Origin of the sequence: Pseudomonas lurida (genome assembly GCF_002563895.1) — a bacterium.
Classification (GTDB): Bacteria; Pseudomonadota; Gammaproteobacteria; order Pseudomonadales; family Pseudomonadaceae; genus Aquipseudomonas; species Aquipseudomonas lurida.
In genome coordinates this window covers 4,734,638-4,751,038 of sequence record NZ_PDJB01000001.1, presented here as the reverse complement: position 1 = coordinate 4,751,038, position 16,401 = coordinate 4,734,638, and the positions used below count along the sequence as shown (strand labels likewise).

14 protein-coding genes, 1 tRNA gene and 3 pseudogenes are annotated in these 16,401 nt (G+C 53.9%); 8 read left to right on the top strand and 10 right to left on the bottom strand.

Going from position 1 to position 16,401, the window contains the following annotated elements; genetic code table 11:
- The first annotated feature begins 224 nt into the window (after positions 1-224).
- A tRNA-Ser gene (locus ATH90_RS21480) sits at positions 225-314 on the top strand.
- A 133-nt stretch (positions 315-447) separates the two neighbouring features.
- On the opposite strand, the pseudogene ATH90_RS21475 reads toward ATH90_RS21480, so the two are convergent.
- A pseudogene (locus ATH90_RS21475) lies at positions 448-876 on the bottom strand (site-specific integrase); the annotation flags it as partial.
- 2 nt (positions 877-878) lie between these two features.
- Between ATH90_RS21475 and ATH90_RS21470 the strand changes: the two are divergent.
- Positions 879-1,442, top strand: a pseudogene (locus ATH90_RS21470) (phage terminase large subunit family protein); the annotation flags it as partial.
- A complete protein-coding gene (locus ATH90_RS21465) occupies positions 1,442-2,491 on the top strand; it encodes a phage portal protein (protein WP_098467223.1) in 1,050 nt (349 codons plus the stop codon). The pseudogene ATH90_RS21470 and the gene ATH90_RS21465, both read left to right, overlap by 1 nt.
- Before the next feature lie 54 nt (positions 2,492-2,545).
- Here ATH90_RS21465 and ATH90_RS21460 read toward each other — a convergent pair whose 3' ends face one another.
- Positions 2,546-4,828 carry an AAA family ATPase gene (locus tag ATH90_RS21460; RefSeq protein ID WP_098467222.1) on the bottom strand — a complete coding sequence of 761 codons (2,283 nt, stop codon included), beginning with the start codon at positions 4,826-4,828 and terminating at the stop codon, positions 2,546-2,548.
- A gap of 411 nt (positions 4,829-5,239) precedes the next feature.
- Positions 5,240-5,911 carry a hypothetical protein gene (locus tag ATH90_RS21455; RefSeq protein ID WP_141537512.1) on the bottom strand — a complete coding sequence of 224 codons (672 nt, stop codon included), beginning with the start codon at positions 5,909-5,911 and terminating at the stop codon, positions 5,240-5,242.
- 588 nt (positions 5,912-6,499) lie between these two features.
- Here ATH90_RS21455 and ATH90_RS21450 point away from each other — a divergent pair.
- A complete protein-coding gene (locus ATH90_RS21450; protein WP_098467220.1) occupies positions 6,500-7,210 on the top strand; it encodes an ankyrin repeat domain-containing protein in 711 nt (236 codons plus the stop codon).
- Between the two features lie 362 nt (positions 7,211-7,572).
- A complete protein-coding gene (locus ATH90_RS21445) occupies positions 7,573-7,824 on the top strand; it encodes a hypothetical protein (protein WP_098467219.1) in 252 nt (83 codons plus the stop codon).
- A gap of 251 nt (positions 7,825-8,075) precedes the next feature.
- On the opposite strand, the gene ATH90_RS21440 is transcribed toward ATH90_RS21445, so the two are convergent.
- From ATH90_RS21440 to ATH90_RS21420, 5 genes and pseudogenes are all read right to left on the bottom strand, one after another.
- Complete coding sequence (locus tag ATH90_RS21440; RefSeq protein ID WP_098467218.1) at positions 8,076-8,795, bottom strand: SDR family NAD(P)-dependent oxidoreductase; 720 nt, start codon at positions 8,793-8,795, stop codon at positions 8,076-8,078.
- 276 nt (positions 8,796-9,071) lie between these two features.
- On the bottom strand, positions 9,072-9,503 hold the full coding sequence (locus ATH90_RS21435; RefSeq protein ID WP_098467217.1) for a tetratricopeptide repeat protein: 432 nt from the start codon (positions 9,501-9,503) through the stop codon (positions 9,072-9,074).
- Between the two features lie 971 nt (positions 9,504-10,474).
- Positions 10,475-10,594 (bottom strand): annotated as a pseudogene (locus tag ATH90_RS29660) (short-chain dehydrogenase); the annotation flags it as partial.
- A 210-nt stretch (positions 10,595-10,804) separates the two neighbouring features.
- Entirely contained in the window at positions 10,805-11,383 is a 579-nt protein-coding gene (locus tag ATH90_RS21425; protein ID WP_098467216.1) for a DUF4337 domain-containing protein, read from the bottom strand.
- 54 nt (positions 11,384-11,437) lie between these two features.
- Entirely contained in the window at positions 11,438-12,322 is an 885-nt protein-coding gene (locus ATH90_RS21420) for a LysR family transcriptional regulator (RefSeq protein WP_034108272.1), read from the bottom strand.
- Positions 12,323-12,415: 93 nt separating this feature from the next.
- Between ATH90_RS21420 and ATH90_RS21415 the strand changes: the two genes are divergently transcribed.
- Positions 12,416-13,384, top strand: a complete 969-nt coding sequence (locus ATH90_RS21415; RefSeq protein ID WP_098467215.1) for an NAD-dependent epimerase/dehydratase family protein — start codon at positions 12,416-12,418, stop codon at positions 13,382-13,384.
- On the opposite strand, the gene ATH90_RS21410 is transcribed toward ATH90_RS21415, so the two are convergent.
- Positions 13,344-13,727: a DUF2784 domain-containing protein gene (locus tag ATH90_RS21410; protein ID WP_098467214.1), complete on the bottom strand. Its 384-nt coding sequence runs from the start codon at positions 13,725-13,727 to the stop codon at positions 13,344-13,346. The genes ATH90_RS21415 and ATH90_RS21410 overlap by 41 nt on opposite strands.
- A gap of 107 nt (positions 13,728-13,834) precedes the next feature.
- On the opposite strand from ATH90_RS21410, the gene ATH90_RS21405 reads away from it, so the two are divergent.
- On the top strand, positions 13,835-14,524 hold the full coding sequence (locus ATH90_RS21405; protein ID WP_010208454.1) for an HAD-IA family hydrolase: 690 nt from the start codon (positions 13,835-13,837) through the stop codon (positions 14,522-14,524).
- Positions 14,525-14,594: 70 nt separating this feature from the next.
- Here ATH90_RS21405 and ATH90_RS21400 read toward each other — a convergent pair whose 3' ends face one another.
- Positions 14,595-15,341 carry a 3-oxoacyl-ACP reductase family protein gene (locus ATH90_RS21400; protein WP_098467213.1) on the bottom strand — a complete coding sequence of 249 codons (747 nt, stop codon included), beginning with the start codon at positions 15,339-15,341 and terminating at the stop codon, positions 14,595-14,597.
- A 126-nt stretch (positions 15,342-15,467) separates the two neighbouring features.
- Between ATH90_RS21400 and ATH90_RS21395 the strand changes: the two genes are divergently transcribed.
- Positions 15,468-16,394 (top strand): LysR family transcriptional regulator, encoded by a 927-nt coding sequence (locus tag ATH90_RS21395; protein WP_034108264.1) that lies wholly within the window; start codon positions 15,468-15,470, stop codon positions 16,392-16,394.
- Positions 16,395-16,401: the final 7 nt, after the last annotated feature.

The following is a 16,401-nucleotide window of genomic DNA, read 5'->3' as shown; positions in this document are numbered from 1 at the left end:
CTTTCGCCCTTTCAAGGCGTGCTGGAATGCCCGGGGCAGGGCGCAATCACCGTCCCAGACGCACATCGCCGATGCCTGAGAATGGCACAATCACCGCCCCTTGCCGGGTGAGGAACGGGATAACCTGCTAACCGCATGAATATTCTGAAAAAAACCTTTGCCATCAGAAAGGCTTTCGACTACATTAGCGCGCCTCGACAGACTGAACTGGTTTGACGAGATACGGTGAAGTGTCCGAGTGGCTTAAGGAGCACGCCTGGAAAGTGTGTATACAAGAAATTGTATCGAGAGTTCGAATCTCTCCTTCACCGCCAAATTTGAAACGACTAAACCCCTGAAAACGTTAAAGTTTTCAGGGGTTTTGTGTTTTCAGGGGGTCAAAAAAGGCCCATATGGGAACATCCATGGGAACATAGGCTGCTGGATTGCCCGCGTTCGAACCCCGGTTTACGGGGCTTTGTCACCATCTGGTGGCTGGATGCCCAGGGCGTGTTGCAACATGCCGATGACGTCCGGGCCGTCCTCGTTGATCCACGTGCCGTAGTGCTGTCGGATCATGTTCGCGCTGGTGTGGCCCATTTGCTCTGCGATCCAGTCAACCGAAGCCACGCCGGTGGTGAGCAACTGGCTGGCGTAGGTGTGTCGGCATTGGCCAGGTCCGCGATAACGAACGCCGGCCGCTTTCAAGTGCGCTTTGAAGAACCTGTCCCTCACGACAAAGTCGCTGACATGCGGCAGGCCACTCTTGGTGTTCAGGAACACAAAATGCAGCTTGTGCTTGCGGACTGTCTTGTTGTCCCGCTCGACGACATCGACTGTGTCCACGGTCTTGAGCTGGTTGATTGCGTCCAGCTTGCGCAGGGCATCCGAGGCGGGTTGCCATGCGGCCGTTCGGCGACCGCCAGGTGTGGGTGGGGTATGACCCGGCGGAAACCGGCGATTGCTCGGGCCTGGTGGTGGTTGCGCCGCCTCTGGTGCCAGGGGGCAAGTTCCGGGTGCTGGAGCGTCACCAGTTCCGTGGCATGGATTTCGCGGCGCAGGCCAGCGTGATCAAAGCAGTCTTCGACCGCTACTGGGTGACGTACATCGGGATCGATGTCACCGGCCTGGGCAGCGGCGTGGCGCAGCTGGTGCGCCAATTCTTCCCCAACGTCACCACCTTCAGCTACTCGCCCGAGGTCAAGACCCGCCTGGTGCTGAAGGCATACGACGTGATTCATCGGGGCCGGCTGGAGTTCGACGCCGGCTGGACCGACATGGCCCAGTCGTTGATGGCGATCCGCAAGACCATCACCGCAGGCGGTCGCCAATTCACCTACACCGCCGGCCGCAACGACAACACCGGCCACGCCGACCTGGCGTGGGCGCTCTTTCACGCATTGCACAATGAACCGCTGGAGGGGCAGACCACTGCCAATACCGGGCGGATGGAGATTTTTTGATGTCGAACCGCCGCAGAAATACCCAGCAAGTGGCCCAGGCTTCCACGGTTACAACGCAGGAATTTATTCCGCGCATTAATAGCAAGATGGAGGCGTTCAGCTTCGGCGATCCTTCACCAGTCTTGAGTGGCCGGGAGGTGTTTGATTATCTGGAGTGCTGGTTTAACGGGCGGTGGTACGAGCCGCCGCTGTCGCTGGACGGACTGGCACGGTCTGTGGGTTCTAGCGTGCACCTTCACTCGGGGCTGATGTTCAAGCGCAATTTGCTGAGCAAAACCTTCATTCCACACCGTCTGTTGTCGCGGGCAGCCTTCGAACAGTTCGCCCTGGACTTCCTGTGCCTGGGTAACGGCTACTTGGAAGGGCGGCGCTCGATGCTTGGTCCGGTGCGCGAGCTGGTGCCGCCGCTGGCGAAGTACATGCGCTCGGGCAAAGACGGTCGGCAGTTCATGGTCCAGGGCTGGAAGGAAGAGCATGAATTTGAACCGGGCACGGTCTTTCACCTTCGGGAAGCGGATCTGCACCAGGAGGTGTACGGCCTGCCTGAGTGGATCAGCGCCTTACAGTCAGCGTTGCTGAATGAATCGGCCACGCTATTTCGCCGCAAGTACTACGAGAACGGTAGTCACGCCGGCTTCATCCTCTACATGACTGACGCTGCGCAGAACGAAGCGGACGTCGATTCACTGCGCAAAGCGCTTAAGGATTCCAAAGGGCCTGGCAACTTCCGCAACCTGTTCGTGTATTCGCCCAACGGCAAAAAAGACGGGTTGCAGATCATCCCCGTCAGCGAAGTGACGGCCAAGGACGAATTCAACTCGATCAAAAACCAGACCCGCGACGACGTGCTGGCCAGTTTGCGTATTCCGCCACAGTTGATGGGCATTGTGCCGCAGAACGCGGGTGGGTTCGGTTCGATCAGGGAGGCAGCACAGATCTATGCAGCCAATGAACTGGAGCCAATTCAGGCGCGTATGAAGCAGGTGAATGATTGGATAGGAGAGGAAGTAATCAAGTTTGAAAGATATGAACTAGGGGCAGAAATTTAATTAGGCTCACGGTGTAAAACGGCTGCGGCTGTATGGCCGCAACCGTAACTGGACTTAAGCTAAGGCTTTTGTCATCCCTTCATAGTGACTTTTATCTAGTCGTTCAATCTCTTTGAAAATATCTCTAACAATATATTCCGATTCTGAAGCTATATTGTCTGCGGTGCTGTCGTCAAATTCGATTATTTGATTGTGAGAGTATTTGTTGATGAAACGATAAATTCTTTCGCATGTGACTTCGTCCGTAATGGCTTGATCCATTAAACCCCTGAAGTTTCCACGCCCGTGAGGATACTTGAATGTAAGGAAGGCCTCTAACAGTTTTCTTGACATGTTTGCAACAGCGAAAGCTGTTTCAAGTGCAAGAGTTTCTTGATCAACATATTGTTTGAGTGTTGAGTAAAGAAAATGGTATTCGGAATTGAAGCCGGTCAAGCTTTTGGGTGCGTTATTGATTGTGGATGTTCTCAAGGCAGTAGGCGACGCCTCAATATTATAGAAACGAGCACGTATAATTGGATTCTTGTTTTCATCTTTTTTGTCATTTTTTCCCGCCAGCCAGTCTCGGACTAGTTTGAAATAGTTAAAGCTGTGAGTGAGGATGAACAGCTGTTGTGCAGCTTGGCAGTGATTTCTTAGGAAGGAATGAGCGTTGAATAAATTGTTAGAGTCGAAACTAGAGACCGGATCGTCAAAAACCACGACAGATTTGGATAGGTCTCTTTCATTTTCCGACAGCTTTGTCAGGAAGTATATAAGCCCGATAGCGTTTTTTTCGCCTTCGCTCAAATTTTTAGCAGGTGTGTTTTCTGGTGCTCTGAGTATCTGATAACCCTTGCGTATCTTATCGAATTTTAATGATATTTGGTTTCTGCCTAAGAACTTATGAAGTAGCTTGTTGAACTCTTCAGCTCCGATGCTTTCATTGTTAAGATTCTTCTCAAGTTCATCGATCTCGGCGGATATCTCATTGACTGTCTTTTGCAGGTCGATCACGGGCTGTTTATTTGACTCATGTGACTGTTGATTTTTTATAAAGTCGCAATCGTTCAGTTCTTCGGTTAGGAAATGAAGTTCTAAAGATGACTTGGCGCTACTTATTTGATTTTGAAAGTTGATTGCTTTGTCGTTATGTAGCGAAACTACCTGTTCAATCTGCTCGCATACGTTTTCGTGTTCATGAAAAAGAGAGGGCGGAAGTTCAATCGCGCAACCCGTGTCTATAAAGGGGTTATCGATTTTTTCATCTAGCGTGACCTTCCAGTTTTTGAGTCGTTCATTGATACTGTCGGTTATGTAATCAAGCTCTTTCTCCAGCTTTGGAAGATTTGCGTAATACTCCTCGTAAAGATCTACTTGGGGTAGGTGAGGAGGTTTAAAAATGACTAGTGTGTCGATTAGCGTATGCGCGCCTTCTAGCTTGCTCTTAAAGGTTTTGAATGCTTCGCTAAAGTGCTTGTTGAGAGTTTCCAAGCGTTCCGAAGGCAGATCGTTTTCACAGAATTCACACTTATTTAACCCTTCATGTATTTGAAGTCCCTGTTCTACCCATTTCTGAATGGGTGGGTTTTCAAGTAGGTGACTTATCTTGGTTGATTTGACAGTTTCTTTGAATAAAGAGTTTAACTGGTGGGCTAGTTGCAAATAGTTTTCGTGTTTTATTCTGTTGAGGGAGTGAGTTACGGCGGGTTTGAATTTTGGTGATGTGGCTTTTTGGTTTTTTTCAAATGCGTCGGGAGATAAAAGATAAGTTCCAATATTTAAATCTTTAATGTGAGTGCTGATTTTTGACTGCACCTTGACGCGGTTATAGCTTACGAAGTAATTGTCGGAGCTGTCGAGTATTTGGAATCTGCTTTTAATGCTTTTTGCTATTGCGCTTAGTATATTTTGATTGGTTTCTAATAGGTCGTTCTGTGCGTCTGATATATCTTTAAGTTCTTTCTCTTTTTCTTTTAGTTTGTCCTGTTTCTCTTTAAGTTGTTTCTTTTCTTCGATTTTATCTTGTGAAATCAAAAGAATGCTTTTGACGATGCTGTCCCAATTGATATTTTCTTTTATGAAGTTTGAATTGAATACGCACAGGTCAATAGGTCTGGATGATAAGTTGCGGTTGTTTATAGTGCCTGAGGTTGTATTTACAGTCAGAGTTCCTCCAGGAAAGTCCTCAATGATTTGTCCTTTCGCTATGGATTCAAATATCTTTGAGAGTGTTGACTTCCCACTGCCGTTCCATCCATAGATTAGGTTGTATTGGGTGAAGTCTTCCAGAGAGGCAGGTTTCGCGTAGCTTCCGAATATTCCAAAGTTTTCAAGTTTTGCTATTGACGTAATCATTGGACATCCCTTTCTTTTGTGATTGTGTGATGTTGGGAGCTTTTGACGATTTTAGTTGAAACGATTCAGTAAGACATATTCTTCAGATTTTGCTTCAGATTTTCCCGCTGTAAGTTTTATACCACTTCCGTCGCTACTTTCTCTGATCAATTTTTATCTATTCGCAAAGTGCAATCGCTTGTATTTCGCAATCCAGCTCCAGTGCTTAGGTGATGCGCTGATTTGGTGCGCCCATAGAAGAGGGGCTCAGAGAGTTGACTTGGCGCGCGCCGTCGTCCCCCCACCTCGCCTGCGGGCTAAATGGGTCGTTTTTTCTGCGCCCCTGCGGACCACTCCTGGCGGCACAGGCTGGGAGATTGCTTGGCATTGTGCAGAGGTGGAAACCCTGCGAAACCCTGCCTCCCCGTTAAATTAGTCGATGCCGTCATCCCACTCAAATCCACCCTCAGCGTTGCTTAAATGATCGGATTCGTGATGGCCAAAAAGGTCGCCAAGATAGGTCATCAAGACACGAAATTTATCAGCCGAGTCTAAAAGCCAATCGGATGTGAGTACGGAATGGAGGCTCGGTTTGAGTTCCGGATAATGTGATCTGTGCGACCCATCTGGCGTGCCTGGCTGCCACTCACTGCTAACCCTTTCTGGCTTGCCGTGTGCCAATTGGTCCCGAATCTGAAAAACCTTTGCAGCGAACTGAAGTGATCCCTTATCCCACTTGGCTTGCGCACCAGCTACTTGATGCAAAATATGTACTTTTTTGCGCCAAGGTAGCCTTTCGATTTCGTCCCAAAATGAAATATGACGACTGCCCAATGTATTTAGGTATGCCTCTATCGAAAATGCCATGAAGACAACCACTGTTGGATATTCGCCCTCTGACAGCTGACCGTCTTTCAATCGGCCAATTGTAAGAAAAAGCGCCCGAACCGCAGTCGATTGAGCGGTGTACTGCATGTAGGACCGCCACTGGACTTTTCCCACAGGATTTTTCCTCATTGCGAAGGCGTGGATAAGGTAGGGCATTTTACTGAATTTCAAGATGACCGTCGGAAAAAGGTAATTCAGTAATTCGTGAGCTTTCACACATCTCAACGCCCCATTCCTACTGGTGTAGAGGCATTGCTTAGATAAGTTATTTTTAGTAATTAATCAGGTAATTATTTTTTAAGTTATTGATTTGTATAGATTTTAATCTCTTTGAGTATTACCTATTAAAGAGGTAATTAGATAACCTTATTATTACTTGGATATTACCTTTTGCTTCATGCTCAATCCCGCAGAAAAAAAGGGCTGCAGCCGATTCAGCGGTCTAGCTAACCTTTCTTACTCTTTTCCGACGCCGAACCCTAAAAAATTCTATCGTTATACATGCCGCGCATGTGCACGCCTCTCCACACATTCATAAGGATCATGCGCGGATTCTCGCGCACACGAATGTTCACCGGTATGTGCCTGTCAGGAGTGCTGGGATTGGAGCGACAGAGTCGCGTTGGATGACCCCGATTTTCCTAGAAGATTGAGGGGGCGGGTCAACGGTCAAGCTATTGATGCAAAGCACCGAAATTTTTTAGTCGGCGGGAGTGCGATCTTGGGCTATCTCAGGAAGCCTGCTACTGTTTTGCCATCTTTTGCATACCCGAAATCACACCTCTAAAAAATGGACTTTTCTGAATGGGCGAATTTAGTTTTAGAAACGATCTCAGCAATCTCATGCGTGACTGTGACCTCCAGCAGCTTCTGGATTTCATTGGGCATGACTATGACTTTGAAGCGGATCCGCACAGGGTGCTCAACAAAGCCGCCCATTACAGAAGGGAAGAAATACTCCTGTATGCACTAGACCATGGAGGAAATCCCAATGGTGATGGTGAATTCTCTCCGCTGGCGTCGGTCTGCGGACGTGGCGACTTAAAGCTTGCGAAATTGCTGCTCAAGCGCGGAGCAGAGGTCGACCTGAAAGGAAAGTATGGCGTTACTGCAATGAGCTCGGCGGTGCGCAACGGGACAATTCCTGCAGTCAAGTTGCTATTGGATGCAGGGGCGAGTCTAGACGGAGCTATGGAGGCGGCTGTTGACGGGCTTCGTATCGCCTTTGTGAAATTCCTGATCGAGGCGGGCGCACCGCTTGACCAGGTCAATCGCAACGGGATGACTCCTTTGCTCCTCGCGTGCAGTGCAGGAAAGAAAAAGGGTAGTGAGATCGCGATGTTGCTTCTGCGGGCGGGAGCGGATGCGACTTATGTTCGCGAGGAAGATGGTATGTCTGCTATCAAATTCGGCTATTGGGGTTACGGTGAGTGCTCTGCGGAAGTATTCGCTGAATTGAGGGCTCGAGGGGCCCCGGAGCCTGAGTCGGATTTTCAAATCCTACAATTGAGGTGATCCAAGCCTGGAACGATTCATGGCTTCAGTGAGTGGGAATGGCACTGGTACGAAAGTGGTACGGATGATTGGCGATGGGGCTGTAATGCTCGTGTTTTCAGGCCTGTAGATTCAGGCGGTCCAATCCATCACCGAAAAGGCTGATGTTTTTCGCTCGTGACCGGCAGCAGTAGGCCAAAAGCGGACGCTTATCGGTGCATAATCGAACTAAGTGCCGTCGGCGCCATAAAATTAATGTCTGACCAGTATTTTGCGCACCTAGAAGAAGCACGCGGAAGGGGTTCAACCTGAGGCAGGCTTTTAGTGATATTTTTAATACTCGGCCAATTTGAAACCCAAAGCAATTAACCGCAGGAAAGAGTATGTCCGACATACCCATGATTAAATCGACGGAAGTGTTCTCTCGCCTTAGCGCATTTCATCCCAGTATCGAAGTTTGGCCAGATAGCGACTTTTCGAATGATGGTTATGCTTACTACTGGTTGGTGGCGCACAGCGATGGCGCGACCCGTATGCTTTCCTATGTCCGCTGCAAAGACGGTGGCTGCGAGCAGCGCACCTATGATGTTGAGGGCGATGATCTTTGGATCCCAGCTGGAACGGCCGTGGCCTGACAATTCATTCAAGCCGACACCGCTTCGCGGCTTGGCTTAATTCTCAGGTGTTAGGGACTGCTTTTGGCCGAAGGCTGCTGCTCACTAGCTACTGTTTTCGACCTGTCGAGGTCGTTGATGAGGCCCGAACTTAGCCAAACACCGTTCTGCCAAGAGGTTTTTGCAACATTGGTGTGACAGTGTAAGCATCAATATAGACGTAAGCCGAGCGTAGTTTTTTGTCATCTTCTGGCTTAGGGATTGGCCCGTCATCAGAAGCGCTCATCGAATATCGCGGGCAAAGTGAGCTCCTTGACGAAGCTTGCTGAAGACAGGCTCAAGGCCATGCGGACTACCTGTACGACGTCATGCACGGGAATTGAGTTGCCTTCACCGCGTTGCTCGGCAATCACCCTCGAGGTGCTCATTGGATCTTCGGTATTCAGATAGCCCAAGTTTAAACAGGTCACTCCCAGGCGTTGCTGCCTGTACCCTTCGCGTAGTGCATCGGCGATACCACGCAACGCGAACTTGGAGGCTCCAAAGGTGACTTCTGGTCGTCCACTTTGCGGCAAGCCAGAAGTCGAGCCGGTCAATATGATCCTTGGGTTAGCACTTCTGAGCAGAACTGGAAGCAGCCGCTTTATCAGTACTATCGTCGAAGTGATATTACAGCTGACGATAGCCTCCACTTGGTCGTCGTTGTCAGCCAGGAAGTTGTATGCGGGATCAAAGGCAGACTCTTCCCATATTCCTAAATTGTAGATCAGCGTATCAAGCCCGCCATCCACTACGGCCTGCTCGATTATCTGAGCAGCCTGTGCGGGTTCACCAAGGTCTGCTTCCACCCAACGCACAACGATACCGGCGTTATGTGTAAGGTTTTTGGGACGGGTGCGAGAGACACCAATCAAGGTGTCCCCATGCTCGCCCAATCCGTCAATCAGGGCTCTGCCCAACCCCTTGCTTGCCCCGACTACCATGGTTTTCATTATTGTCTCCTTGACCTAAATGCTGACCGCAGGGCGTGTATGCAAGCAGACGATTCATGGCTTAGCAACAAAGAGACTGTTTCCTGATATTCGTAGGAAAACGCTGATGATCATTTTGGTAGGGCGGAAGCGGATGTAGAGCGACCGTCCGCTAATGGCCGATTGCTGCCCGTCACTAGCGGCAGAAATCGGCCAATCGCGGCCTCTCGAAAACGGCAGTTATCGGCCAATTATTGCCGCCGTCGAGCTTTTGTTATCGATCGGCTGTTCCGATTTTTAAATCACGGCCCGCGTTTTTAGGAACGCGAAATACTTGGGGTCGTCGTTGTCAAAAATCTCATCTCCAGCCGTCATGTATGCTCGCATAAGTTCATCGGCGGCTCGATCAGTTTCCTCTTTCTCGTAAAGTGCTTGGCCCAAACGCAAATGCAAAAATGGATTGCCGACTGCGTCGGGACAAGTCATCGCATACTCAAGGGCCTCTTTTGCGGAGGTAAAGAATCCTCCCTGAAAACAGGCATCGCCGATAGCGGCAAGCACCCATGTCGCAGCTTCCCAGTTATTTTTGGGTTCTGGAATCAACTCCCACGCTAGGTTGTACTGACCGATGGCAGCCGTGAAATCACCGCCTTCCAGATGTTCATCACCCAATTGGCAAAACGCCTTGATCTGCTCATGGGTCAAGTCATCCAATTCGAAAGTTTCCATCTGAACTCCCTGTCTATAAGGCTCAACCGCGTGAGCCGCCGATTTTGCAACCAAGCTGGGCGATAAACAATCGTAAAAATCACGACGATATATAGGCCAGCTAACGGCCGATGGCCGCCTGTCGTGAGGGGCAGGGCGTCGCTGTATGGACTCATGTCGGTACAAAATTGGTACGCAGCTATCAGGTCGGCTCTGTAGGGCAAGTAGTACGTGGCCTACAGGATTAGCAGTTCCAATCCATAATGGGGGCGACGGAGAAGCGGCGCGAGAGATCGCGGTCGAGCTATGTCGGAGGGCATTTGGATCTGGGACGGATAATGCGAAGGGTTGGCAGTTTATCAGGAATGGGTCAGAGGGGGCTTGTCCGAAAGGTCTGGAGGCGTTGCTGTGCAGGTAGGGGGGGGATTTCAAAAAGAGTAATTTCAGTAACCACGTCTGGGTAATGGGCTGAAGGCCGCGTATTCCGTGGGGTTCGGTATTACAAAAAGGAGTAACAGAGAAGTAATTGAAAAGGTAATTATTCGCCAACCTGTTGTTTTTAAAGGATTTTTGCAAGCGTGAGAATTACATTTATAAAGAGTAATCAGATTACTTCAATATTACTTAAAAATTACCTTTTGGCCGAAATACAAAACCCTTTAATTTCAATGGGTTGAGCGTAAAAAATGGTCAAGATTACTTATGTTACTCTTTTTTTGCCCCCCTCTAGATTTCGAATTCCAGCCCCCTATACGTGTAATGCGCACGCGTACTGAGGTGCATGCTGATGCTCGTGGGAATGGCGTGGGAACACTTTTGCACGACTGTCACCGCTGGAGCCCTTGTATTCCGGGGCCTCGGCTGCGAGATTACTGGTGCGGGTACTTTCGAATCTCTCCTTCACCGCCACATTCAGTAAACAAAACCCTTGGTTTCGAGAGAAACCAGGGGTTTTGTGATTTCTGGTGTTTGAAAAACTTACCCTTATAAATTCAAGCGCTCGGCATATCCATTCGCCGCCGTATGACATCCAGCAGGTCACACCCGTCGCGCAGCGGGATTGAGCACAGCATGGCAACGTCGCTGAGTACCACCGCGTCGCTGCTTATCTCAATTCATTGTCGGGTTGCTTGAACAGGCAGTAATCAACAGACAGCACAGCGATAAAAACAGACTTCGCATCCTTACGTCCCTGTAATCGTCGTTTTCGAGACGGCGAGACTACCACCCCGCGCGTCAGGCTTGTACGCACACCCAAGCCCTCAACGCCGAAGCTAACGCCACCGCAGCCAAGCCAGCGCCCACCTTTTGACTGCATCGTGTCAGATATGCAGCCACGCCAGGCTGCCCAGCACCACGGCTGCGCCGCTGGCGGTATACGACAGGCGCTTGAGCCATTCCTTGCGCGTCAACAGGGTAATTGCCGCCAACGAAATCGCGATCTGAATCGCGGTCATTGCCTGGGCCCAGCGGTGATGCTGGTGCAGCGCCTGTTCCGACTTTTCATCCCATTGCTTTGAGGTGGCTTCGAGCGTTTCAGCTTGTTTGCGTACGTCTTCCTTCTGGCGTTTGTAGCGTTCGATCTCGTCCTTGTAATGCGCCGCGTCCACACCAGGAATGTGAGTGGCCAGTTCCGCAAGGTTCTGCCGGCTGGATTTGGCCTGGTAGTAGTTCCACTGGTTCGCGGCTTCGGTCTTGATGATGGCGGCGTTGTTTTTGTCCATTGCCGCTTCACTTTCGGTGGAGCCGGCCTGGTAGCTGAGCATGGCGCCGAGCGTTGCCATGAGGGCGGTCATCACGGCGATGCGGCTGGCGAAGTTGTCACCTCGCCCGTGGGCATGTTCGGTGGTGTGCTCGAGGTGTTTTTCGTGGGGGCTGGGGACTTCGAAGGCTTCGGACATGGTGGCGTCTGTGAAGGGACTGAGGGAGTCTGATTCTTCACCAGTGAAGCTGTCTCAATCCTGTACGTAACGCTGCAAACCTTCCACCAGGGCGTCGAACATCACGCGGCAGCGCGGGCTGTTGCGCAGGTCTTCGTGCATCGTCACCCAGGTGTCCAGCATGAGTGCAAAGCCTTCCGGCAGGACTCGGCGCAGGCGTGGGTCGCGCTTGGCCAGTTGGACCTGGCAGCCGCCGATGCCGGCGCCGGCGCGGATCAGTGCCAGTTGCGCCAGGTCGCTGTCACTGCTGCAGGCGAAGGCGCTGCGTTCGAAGCCCTGGATGGCCAGGCTGCGGATAAACGCATTTTCCTGATCGAAGCCGATCAAGGAGTGGCTGGCCAGGTCTTGCATGTGCAGGGGCGTGCCGTGTTGCTGCAGGTAATCATCGCGGGCATGCAGGCCCACTTCGATCAGGCCAATGCGTCGCGCCAGCAGTTGTTCCTGGCTGGGACGGACCATGCGCACGGCGATATCGGCTTCCAGTTGCAGCAGGTCGCTCAGGCGGTTGGTCAGGACCAGTTCAACCTTGAGGTGCGGGTGTGCCTGGCGCAATTGCGTGAGGATCGGCGGCAGCACTTCTACGCCGACCACTTCACTGGCGGATACGCGCACCACGCCGCGCACTTCATCACCTTGGGAAGACGCCGCACGTTCAAGCGCCGCCGCCGTGCGCTCCATGGTTTCGGCATGGGCACGCAGGGTGCGGGCCACGGCCGTGGGCAACAAGCCGCTCGGCGAGCGGGTAAACAGCACCACGCCCAACGCCGTTTCCAGCGCGGCAATGTGCCGACCGACCGTGGGTTGGGTAATGCCGAGCTGCCGTGCGGCCCCCGACAGCGATCCTTCCCGGAGCACGCCCAGGAACGACCGGTAAAGCTCCCAGCCAATCGTCGATGCCATGCATAAATGTATAGCGGCTGCATGGTGCTAGGCAATTTATCTATAGCGAGACTGCACACAAAATGGCCTCATCAACTACTGTGGGATACGGTCATGAAAAAGGTTCTGGTATTGGGTGCCACCGGCGGGATAGGCGGTGAAGTAGCGCGACAGTTGAGTGCTGCAGGCTGGGAAGTGTGTGCGTTGACCCGTGATGTGGACAAAGCCCGCAGCCAGAACGCAGTGTTTACGTGGATTAAAGGTGATGCGCTCAATCGCGACGAGGTACTGGCGGCTGCCCGTGGCTGCGCGGTCATCGTGCATGGGGTCAACCCACCGGGTTATCGCAATTGGGCTGAGCAAGTGCTCCCGATGATCGACAACACCATCGCCGCAGCCATCGTCGAAGGCGCCACTGTCGTCTTGCCCGGCACGGTCTATAACTACGGGCCGGATGCATTCCCGGTGTTGCACGAGGACTCACCCCAGCACCCACAGACCCGCAAAGGCGCAATCCGCGTGCAATTGGAGCAGCGCTTGCTGGACGCTTCCCGTCAGGGGGCTCGGGCCCTGATCGTGCGCGCCGGGGACTTTTTCGGCGCCCGGGTGGCTAACAACTGGTTTGCCCAGGGACTGGTCAAGCCCGGAAAGCCGGTCAAGGTCGTCAGCTACCCGGGTGCCCCGGGGGTGATGCATCAATGGGCGTATCTGCCAGACGTCGCGCGCACGATGGTCGAGTTGATCGAGCGTCGAGCAACCCTGGACGCCTTCGCCTGCTTTCACATGGCCGGGCACGTGGACACGGATGGCACACAGATGGTCCAAGCGATCCAGCGTGTAATGCTGCGTAGGACAGGGCATCAACCGCGCGTCAAACGTTTCCCGTGGTGGCTGCTGAAAGTGGCGGCACCCTTTGTCGTCACCCTGCGTGAGATGCAAGAGATGCGCTACCTGTGGCAAACCCCCTTGCGCATGGACAACCAGCGCCTGCTGGCGGCCTTGGGCCATGAGCCGCACACGCCGCTGGAAGCAGCGGTGGAAGCTACATTGGCCGACCTTGGCTGCCTGCCTGCGCACGCCTGATCAAGCACACATACACCGCGATATTGACCAGCAGCACCAGCGCCCCGAGCGCCAATTGAATCCCGGGGGTCAGCCCCGCCGGGTAGATCAGCGTGAGGATGTAATGCTCGACAAAACCGCCGCCGTAACCGTCTTGCCCGGCGAGGTGGCGAAGCAGGTTTTCCCACTGGGTCAACGGGCAGGGCAGGTGCAGCACTTCCACCGCCACGCCCCAGGCGGCCGCCGGCAAATGCAGCCACATTACCCGGCGCCACTTGAGCGCAAGCAAGCCGCCAAACAGCACGAACAGGATAAAGGTGAGGTGAAACAGCACCAGGCTGTCGGCAGCGATACGCAGGAGCATTGCGGGTACTTCGAAAGGACGGGAAGACAGTCTAAAGGGTTGCTTGCCGGCAAGCGTGGCCGTTATTGTGCTGAATCCTTTTAGTCCTCTCCCAAGGTTCTGTTGCGATGAATGCACCGCGTACCGCAGTCGGTCCAATCAAGGCCGTGATTTTTGATATGGACGGGTTGTTGCTGGATACCGAAGGCATCTACACCGAAGTTACGCAGATCATCGCCGAACGCTACGGTCGCACCTACGATTGGGGCATCAAGCAGCACATTATCGGCCGCGGTGCCCAGGACCTGGCTGACTACGTCGTAAAGGCGCTGGATTTGCCGATCACGCCGGCGCAGTTCCTGGAAATTCGCGAGCCGCTGATGAGCGAGCGCTTCCCCAAGGCATTGGGCATGCCCGGCGCTGAAGCACTGGTGCGGCACTTGAAGGCGCACAATATCCCGATTGCGGTGGGCACCAGTTCGTCGCGTAATTCGTTCGGCCACAAGACCACGCTGCACCGCGAATGGTTTGGCCTGTTCGATACCATCGTCACCGCTGACGACCCGGAAGTCGGCGCCGCCAAACCCGCGCCGGATATCTTCCTCACCGCCGCTCGCCGCCTGGGCGTTGCACCCGAGGACTGCCTGGTGTTCGAAGACTCACCGTTTGGCGTCACCGCCGCGAAAGCCGCCCACATGACCGCCATCGCGGTGCCGGATGAAGCCATGGCAGACAGCAAGTACCACCACGCCGACCAGATCATCCGCAAGCTTGCGGACTTTGACCTGGCGGCCTATGGCTTGCCGCCCCGTCCCTGAACCAAACACGGTCAACCCTGTGGGAGCGGGCTTGCCCGTTCCCACAGGGTTTTGCAGTGTCTAAAAAGTACTAGGCGCTGAAGCCACCATCGATGGTCAGGCTTGCACCGGTGATGTACCCCGCTTCAGGCCCGGCCAGGTAAGCCACAAAGCTGGCAATCTCTTCCACATGCCCGTAACGCCCCACCGCCATCAACCCGATCAGGGTGTCGGCAAAGTCGCTGTTCGCCGGGTTCATATCGGTATCCACCGGCCCAGGCTGCACGTTGTTGATGGTGATGCCGCGTGGCCCCAGGTCTCGTGCCAGTCCCTTGGTCAACCCCACCAGCGCCGCCTTGCTCATTGCATACGGGCCACCCCCACCAAACGGCATGCGCTCGGCATTGGTGCTGCCGATATTGATCACGCGTCCGCCATCACCCATGTGCTTGGCGGCTTCCTGGGTCGCGATGAACACGCTGCGTACATTGATTGCCAGGGTCTGGTCAAAGTCTTCCAGCTTGAAGTCTTCCAGCGGCGCAATGGCCAGCACGCCAGCGTTGTTGACCAGGATATCCAGGCGCCCAAAGGCTTCGAGGGTGGCGTTGACCGCGTTGCGGATCGCGTCCGCATTGGCGCTGTCGGCATGAATCGCCAGGGCTTTGCCGCCTTCGCTGATCACGCTGTTCTGCAAGGCTTCAGCCTTGGCGGCCGAGCTGACGTAGGTAAAGGCGACGGCTGCGCCCTGTGCCGCGAGGCGCTTGACGATGGCGGCGCCGATGCCGCGAGAACCGCCTTGAATCAAGGCGACTTTGCCGCTGAGGGTGTGGGTGGTCATGTCGATCTCCTAGCTGTTCAAGGCGGAATGCCTTGGTGTTGGGGCCGAGTATCGACCTCGCCAACCGCTACCGGTAGACCGCGATTGCTATAGTCTGTGTAAACCAAAAGTTTAGAGTGGGTCGATATGGAAAGCTTTGGCAGTATCGAATGCTTCGTGCGCAGCGCCGAAGGTGGCAGCTTTGCCGAGGCCGCGCGGCACATGAGCCTGACACCGGCAGCCGTGGGCAAAAGCGTCGCCAAGCTTGAAGCACGCCTGGGTGTGCGCCTGTTCCAGCGCAGCACCCGACGGCTGACCCTGACCGAAGCCGGCAAACTGTTTCTCGAAGAGGTGAGCGGCAGCCTGACCACCATCCAGAATGCCGTGGCTAACCTGGCCAGCGCCGAGGGGCGGCCAGTGGGCACGCTCAAGGTCAGCATGGGCACAGTCTTTGGCAATCGGTATGTGGTGCCATTGCTGGGGGCGTTCATGCGCCGTTTTCCGGATATCAGCCCGGACTGGCATTTCGATAACCGCCAGGTCGACCTGATCGGCCAGGGCTTCGATGCGGCCATCGGTGGAGGCTTCGAACTGCCCCAGGGCGTGGTGGCGCGCAAGTTGACGCCGGCGCATCGGGTGTTGGTCGCGTCTGCGGACTACCTGGCGCAGCGCCCACCGGTGCGGGGGCCCGACGATTTGTCGCGCTGTCGCGGCATCCTTATCCGTTCACCGCAGACCGGTCGCATCCGTTCCTGGCAATTGACCAGCCTCGAGCGTGAACAGCGCCCGCTGGTGCTCAAGCCGAGCATGACCATGAGTGACTCCGAAGCCGCCTGCTGTGCCAGCGCCCAAGGCCTGGGCATTGCATTGGTGAGCATGCCCATGGCTGTGCCGTTCCTCGACAGTGGCGCGGTGGTGCGGGTACTGCCCGACTGGTACGTCGACGACGGCAACATCTCCCTCTACTACGCCGAACACAAGCTGCTGCCCGGCAAGACCCGGGCGTTTGTGGATTTCATCATCGAGCAGTTTGCCGAACAACACCTGGCTGCCAGGTTCAACGCCACCCTGTAGGCGCCTG

Bases quoted from the DNA above. Each gene is read 5' to 3' on its own strand.
- ATH90_RS21465 (WP_098467223.1), top strand. From the start codon at position 1,442: ATGTCGAACCGCCGCAGAAATACCCAGCAAGTGGCCCAGGCTTCCACG.
- ATH90_RS21460 (WP_098467222.1), bottom strand. From the start codon at position 4,828: ATGATTACGTCAATAGCAAAACTTGAAAACTTTGGAATATTCGGAAGC.
- ATH90_RS21450 (WP_098467220.1), top strand. From the start codon at position 6,500: ATGGGCGAATTTAGTTTTAGAAACGATCTCAGCAATCTCATGCGTGAC.
- ATH90_RS21445 (WP_098467219.1), top strand. From the start codon at position 7,573: ATGTCCGACATACCCATGATTAAATCGACGGAAGTGTTCTCTCGCCTT.
- ATH90_RS21440 (WP_098467218.1), bottom strand. From the start codon at position 8,795: ATGAAAACCATGGTAGTCGGGGCAAGCAAGGGGTTGGGCAGAGCCCTG.
- ATH90_RS21435 (WP_098467217.1), bottom strand. From the start codon at position 9,503: ATGGAAACTTTCGAATTGGATGACTTGACCCATGAGCAGATCAAGGCG.
- ATH90_RS21425 (WP_098467216.1), bottom strand. From the start codon at position 11,383: ATGTCCGAAGCCTTCGAAGTCCCCAGCCCCCACGAAAAACACCTCGAG.
- ATH90_RS21420 (WP_034108272.1), bottom strand. From the start codon at position 12,322: ATGGCATCGACGATTGGCTGGGAGCTTTACCGGTCGTTCCTGGGCGTG.
- ATH90_RS21415 (WP_098467215.1), top strand. From the start codon at position 12,416: ATGAAAAAGGTTCTGGTATTGGGTGCCACCGGCGGGATAGGCGGTGAA.
- ATH90_RS21410 (WP_098467214.1), bottom strand. From the start codon at position 13,727: ATGCTCCTGCGTATCGCTGCCGACAGCCTGGTGCTGTTTCACCTCACC.
- ATH90_RS21405 (WP_010208454.1), top strand. From the start codon at position 13,835: ATGAATGCACCGCGTACCGCAGTCGGTCCAATCAAGGCCGTGATTTTT.
- ATH90_RS21400 (WP_098467213.1), bottom strand. From the start codon at position 15,341: ATGACCACCCACACCCTCAGCGGCAAAGTCGCCTTGATTCAAGGCGGT.
- ATH90_RS21395 (WP_034108264.1), top strand. From the start codon at position 15,468: ATGGAAAGCTTTGGCAGTATCGAATGCTTCGTGCGCAGCGCCGAAGGT.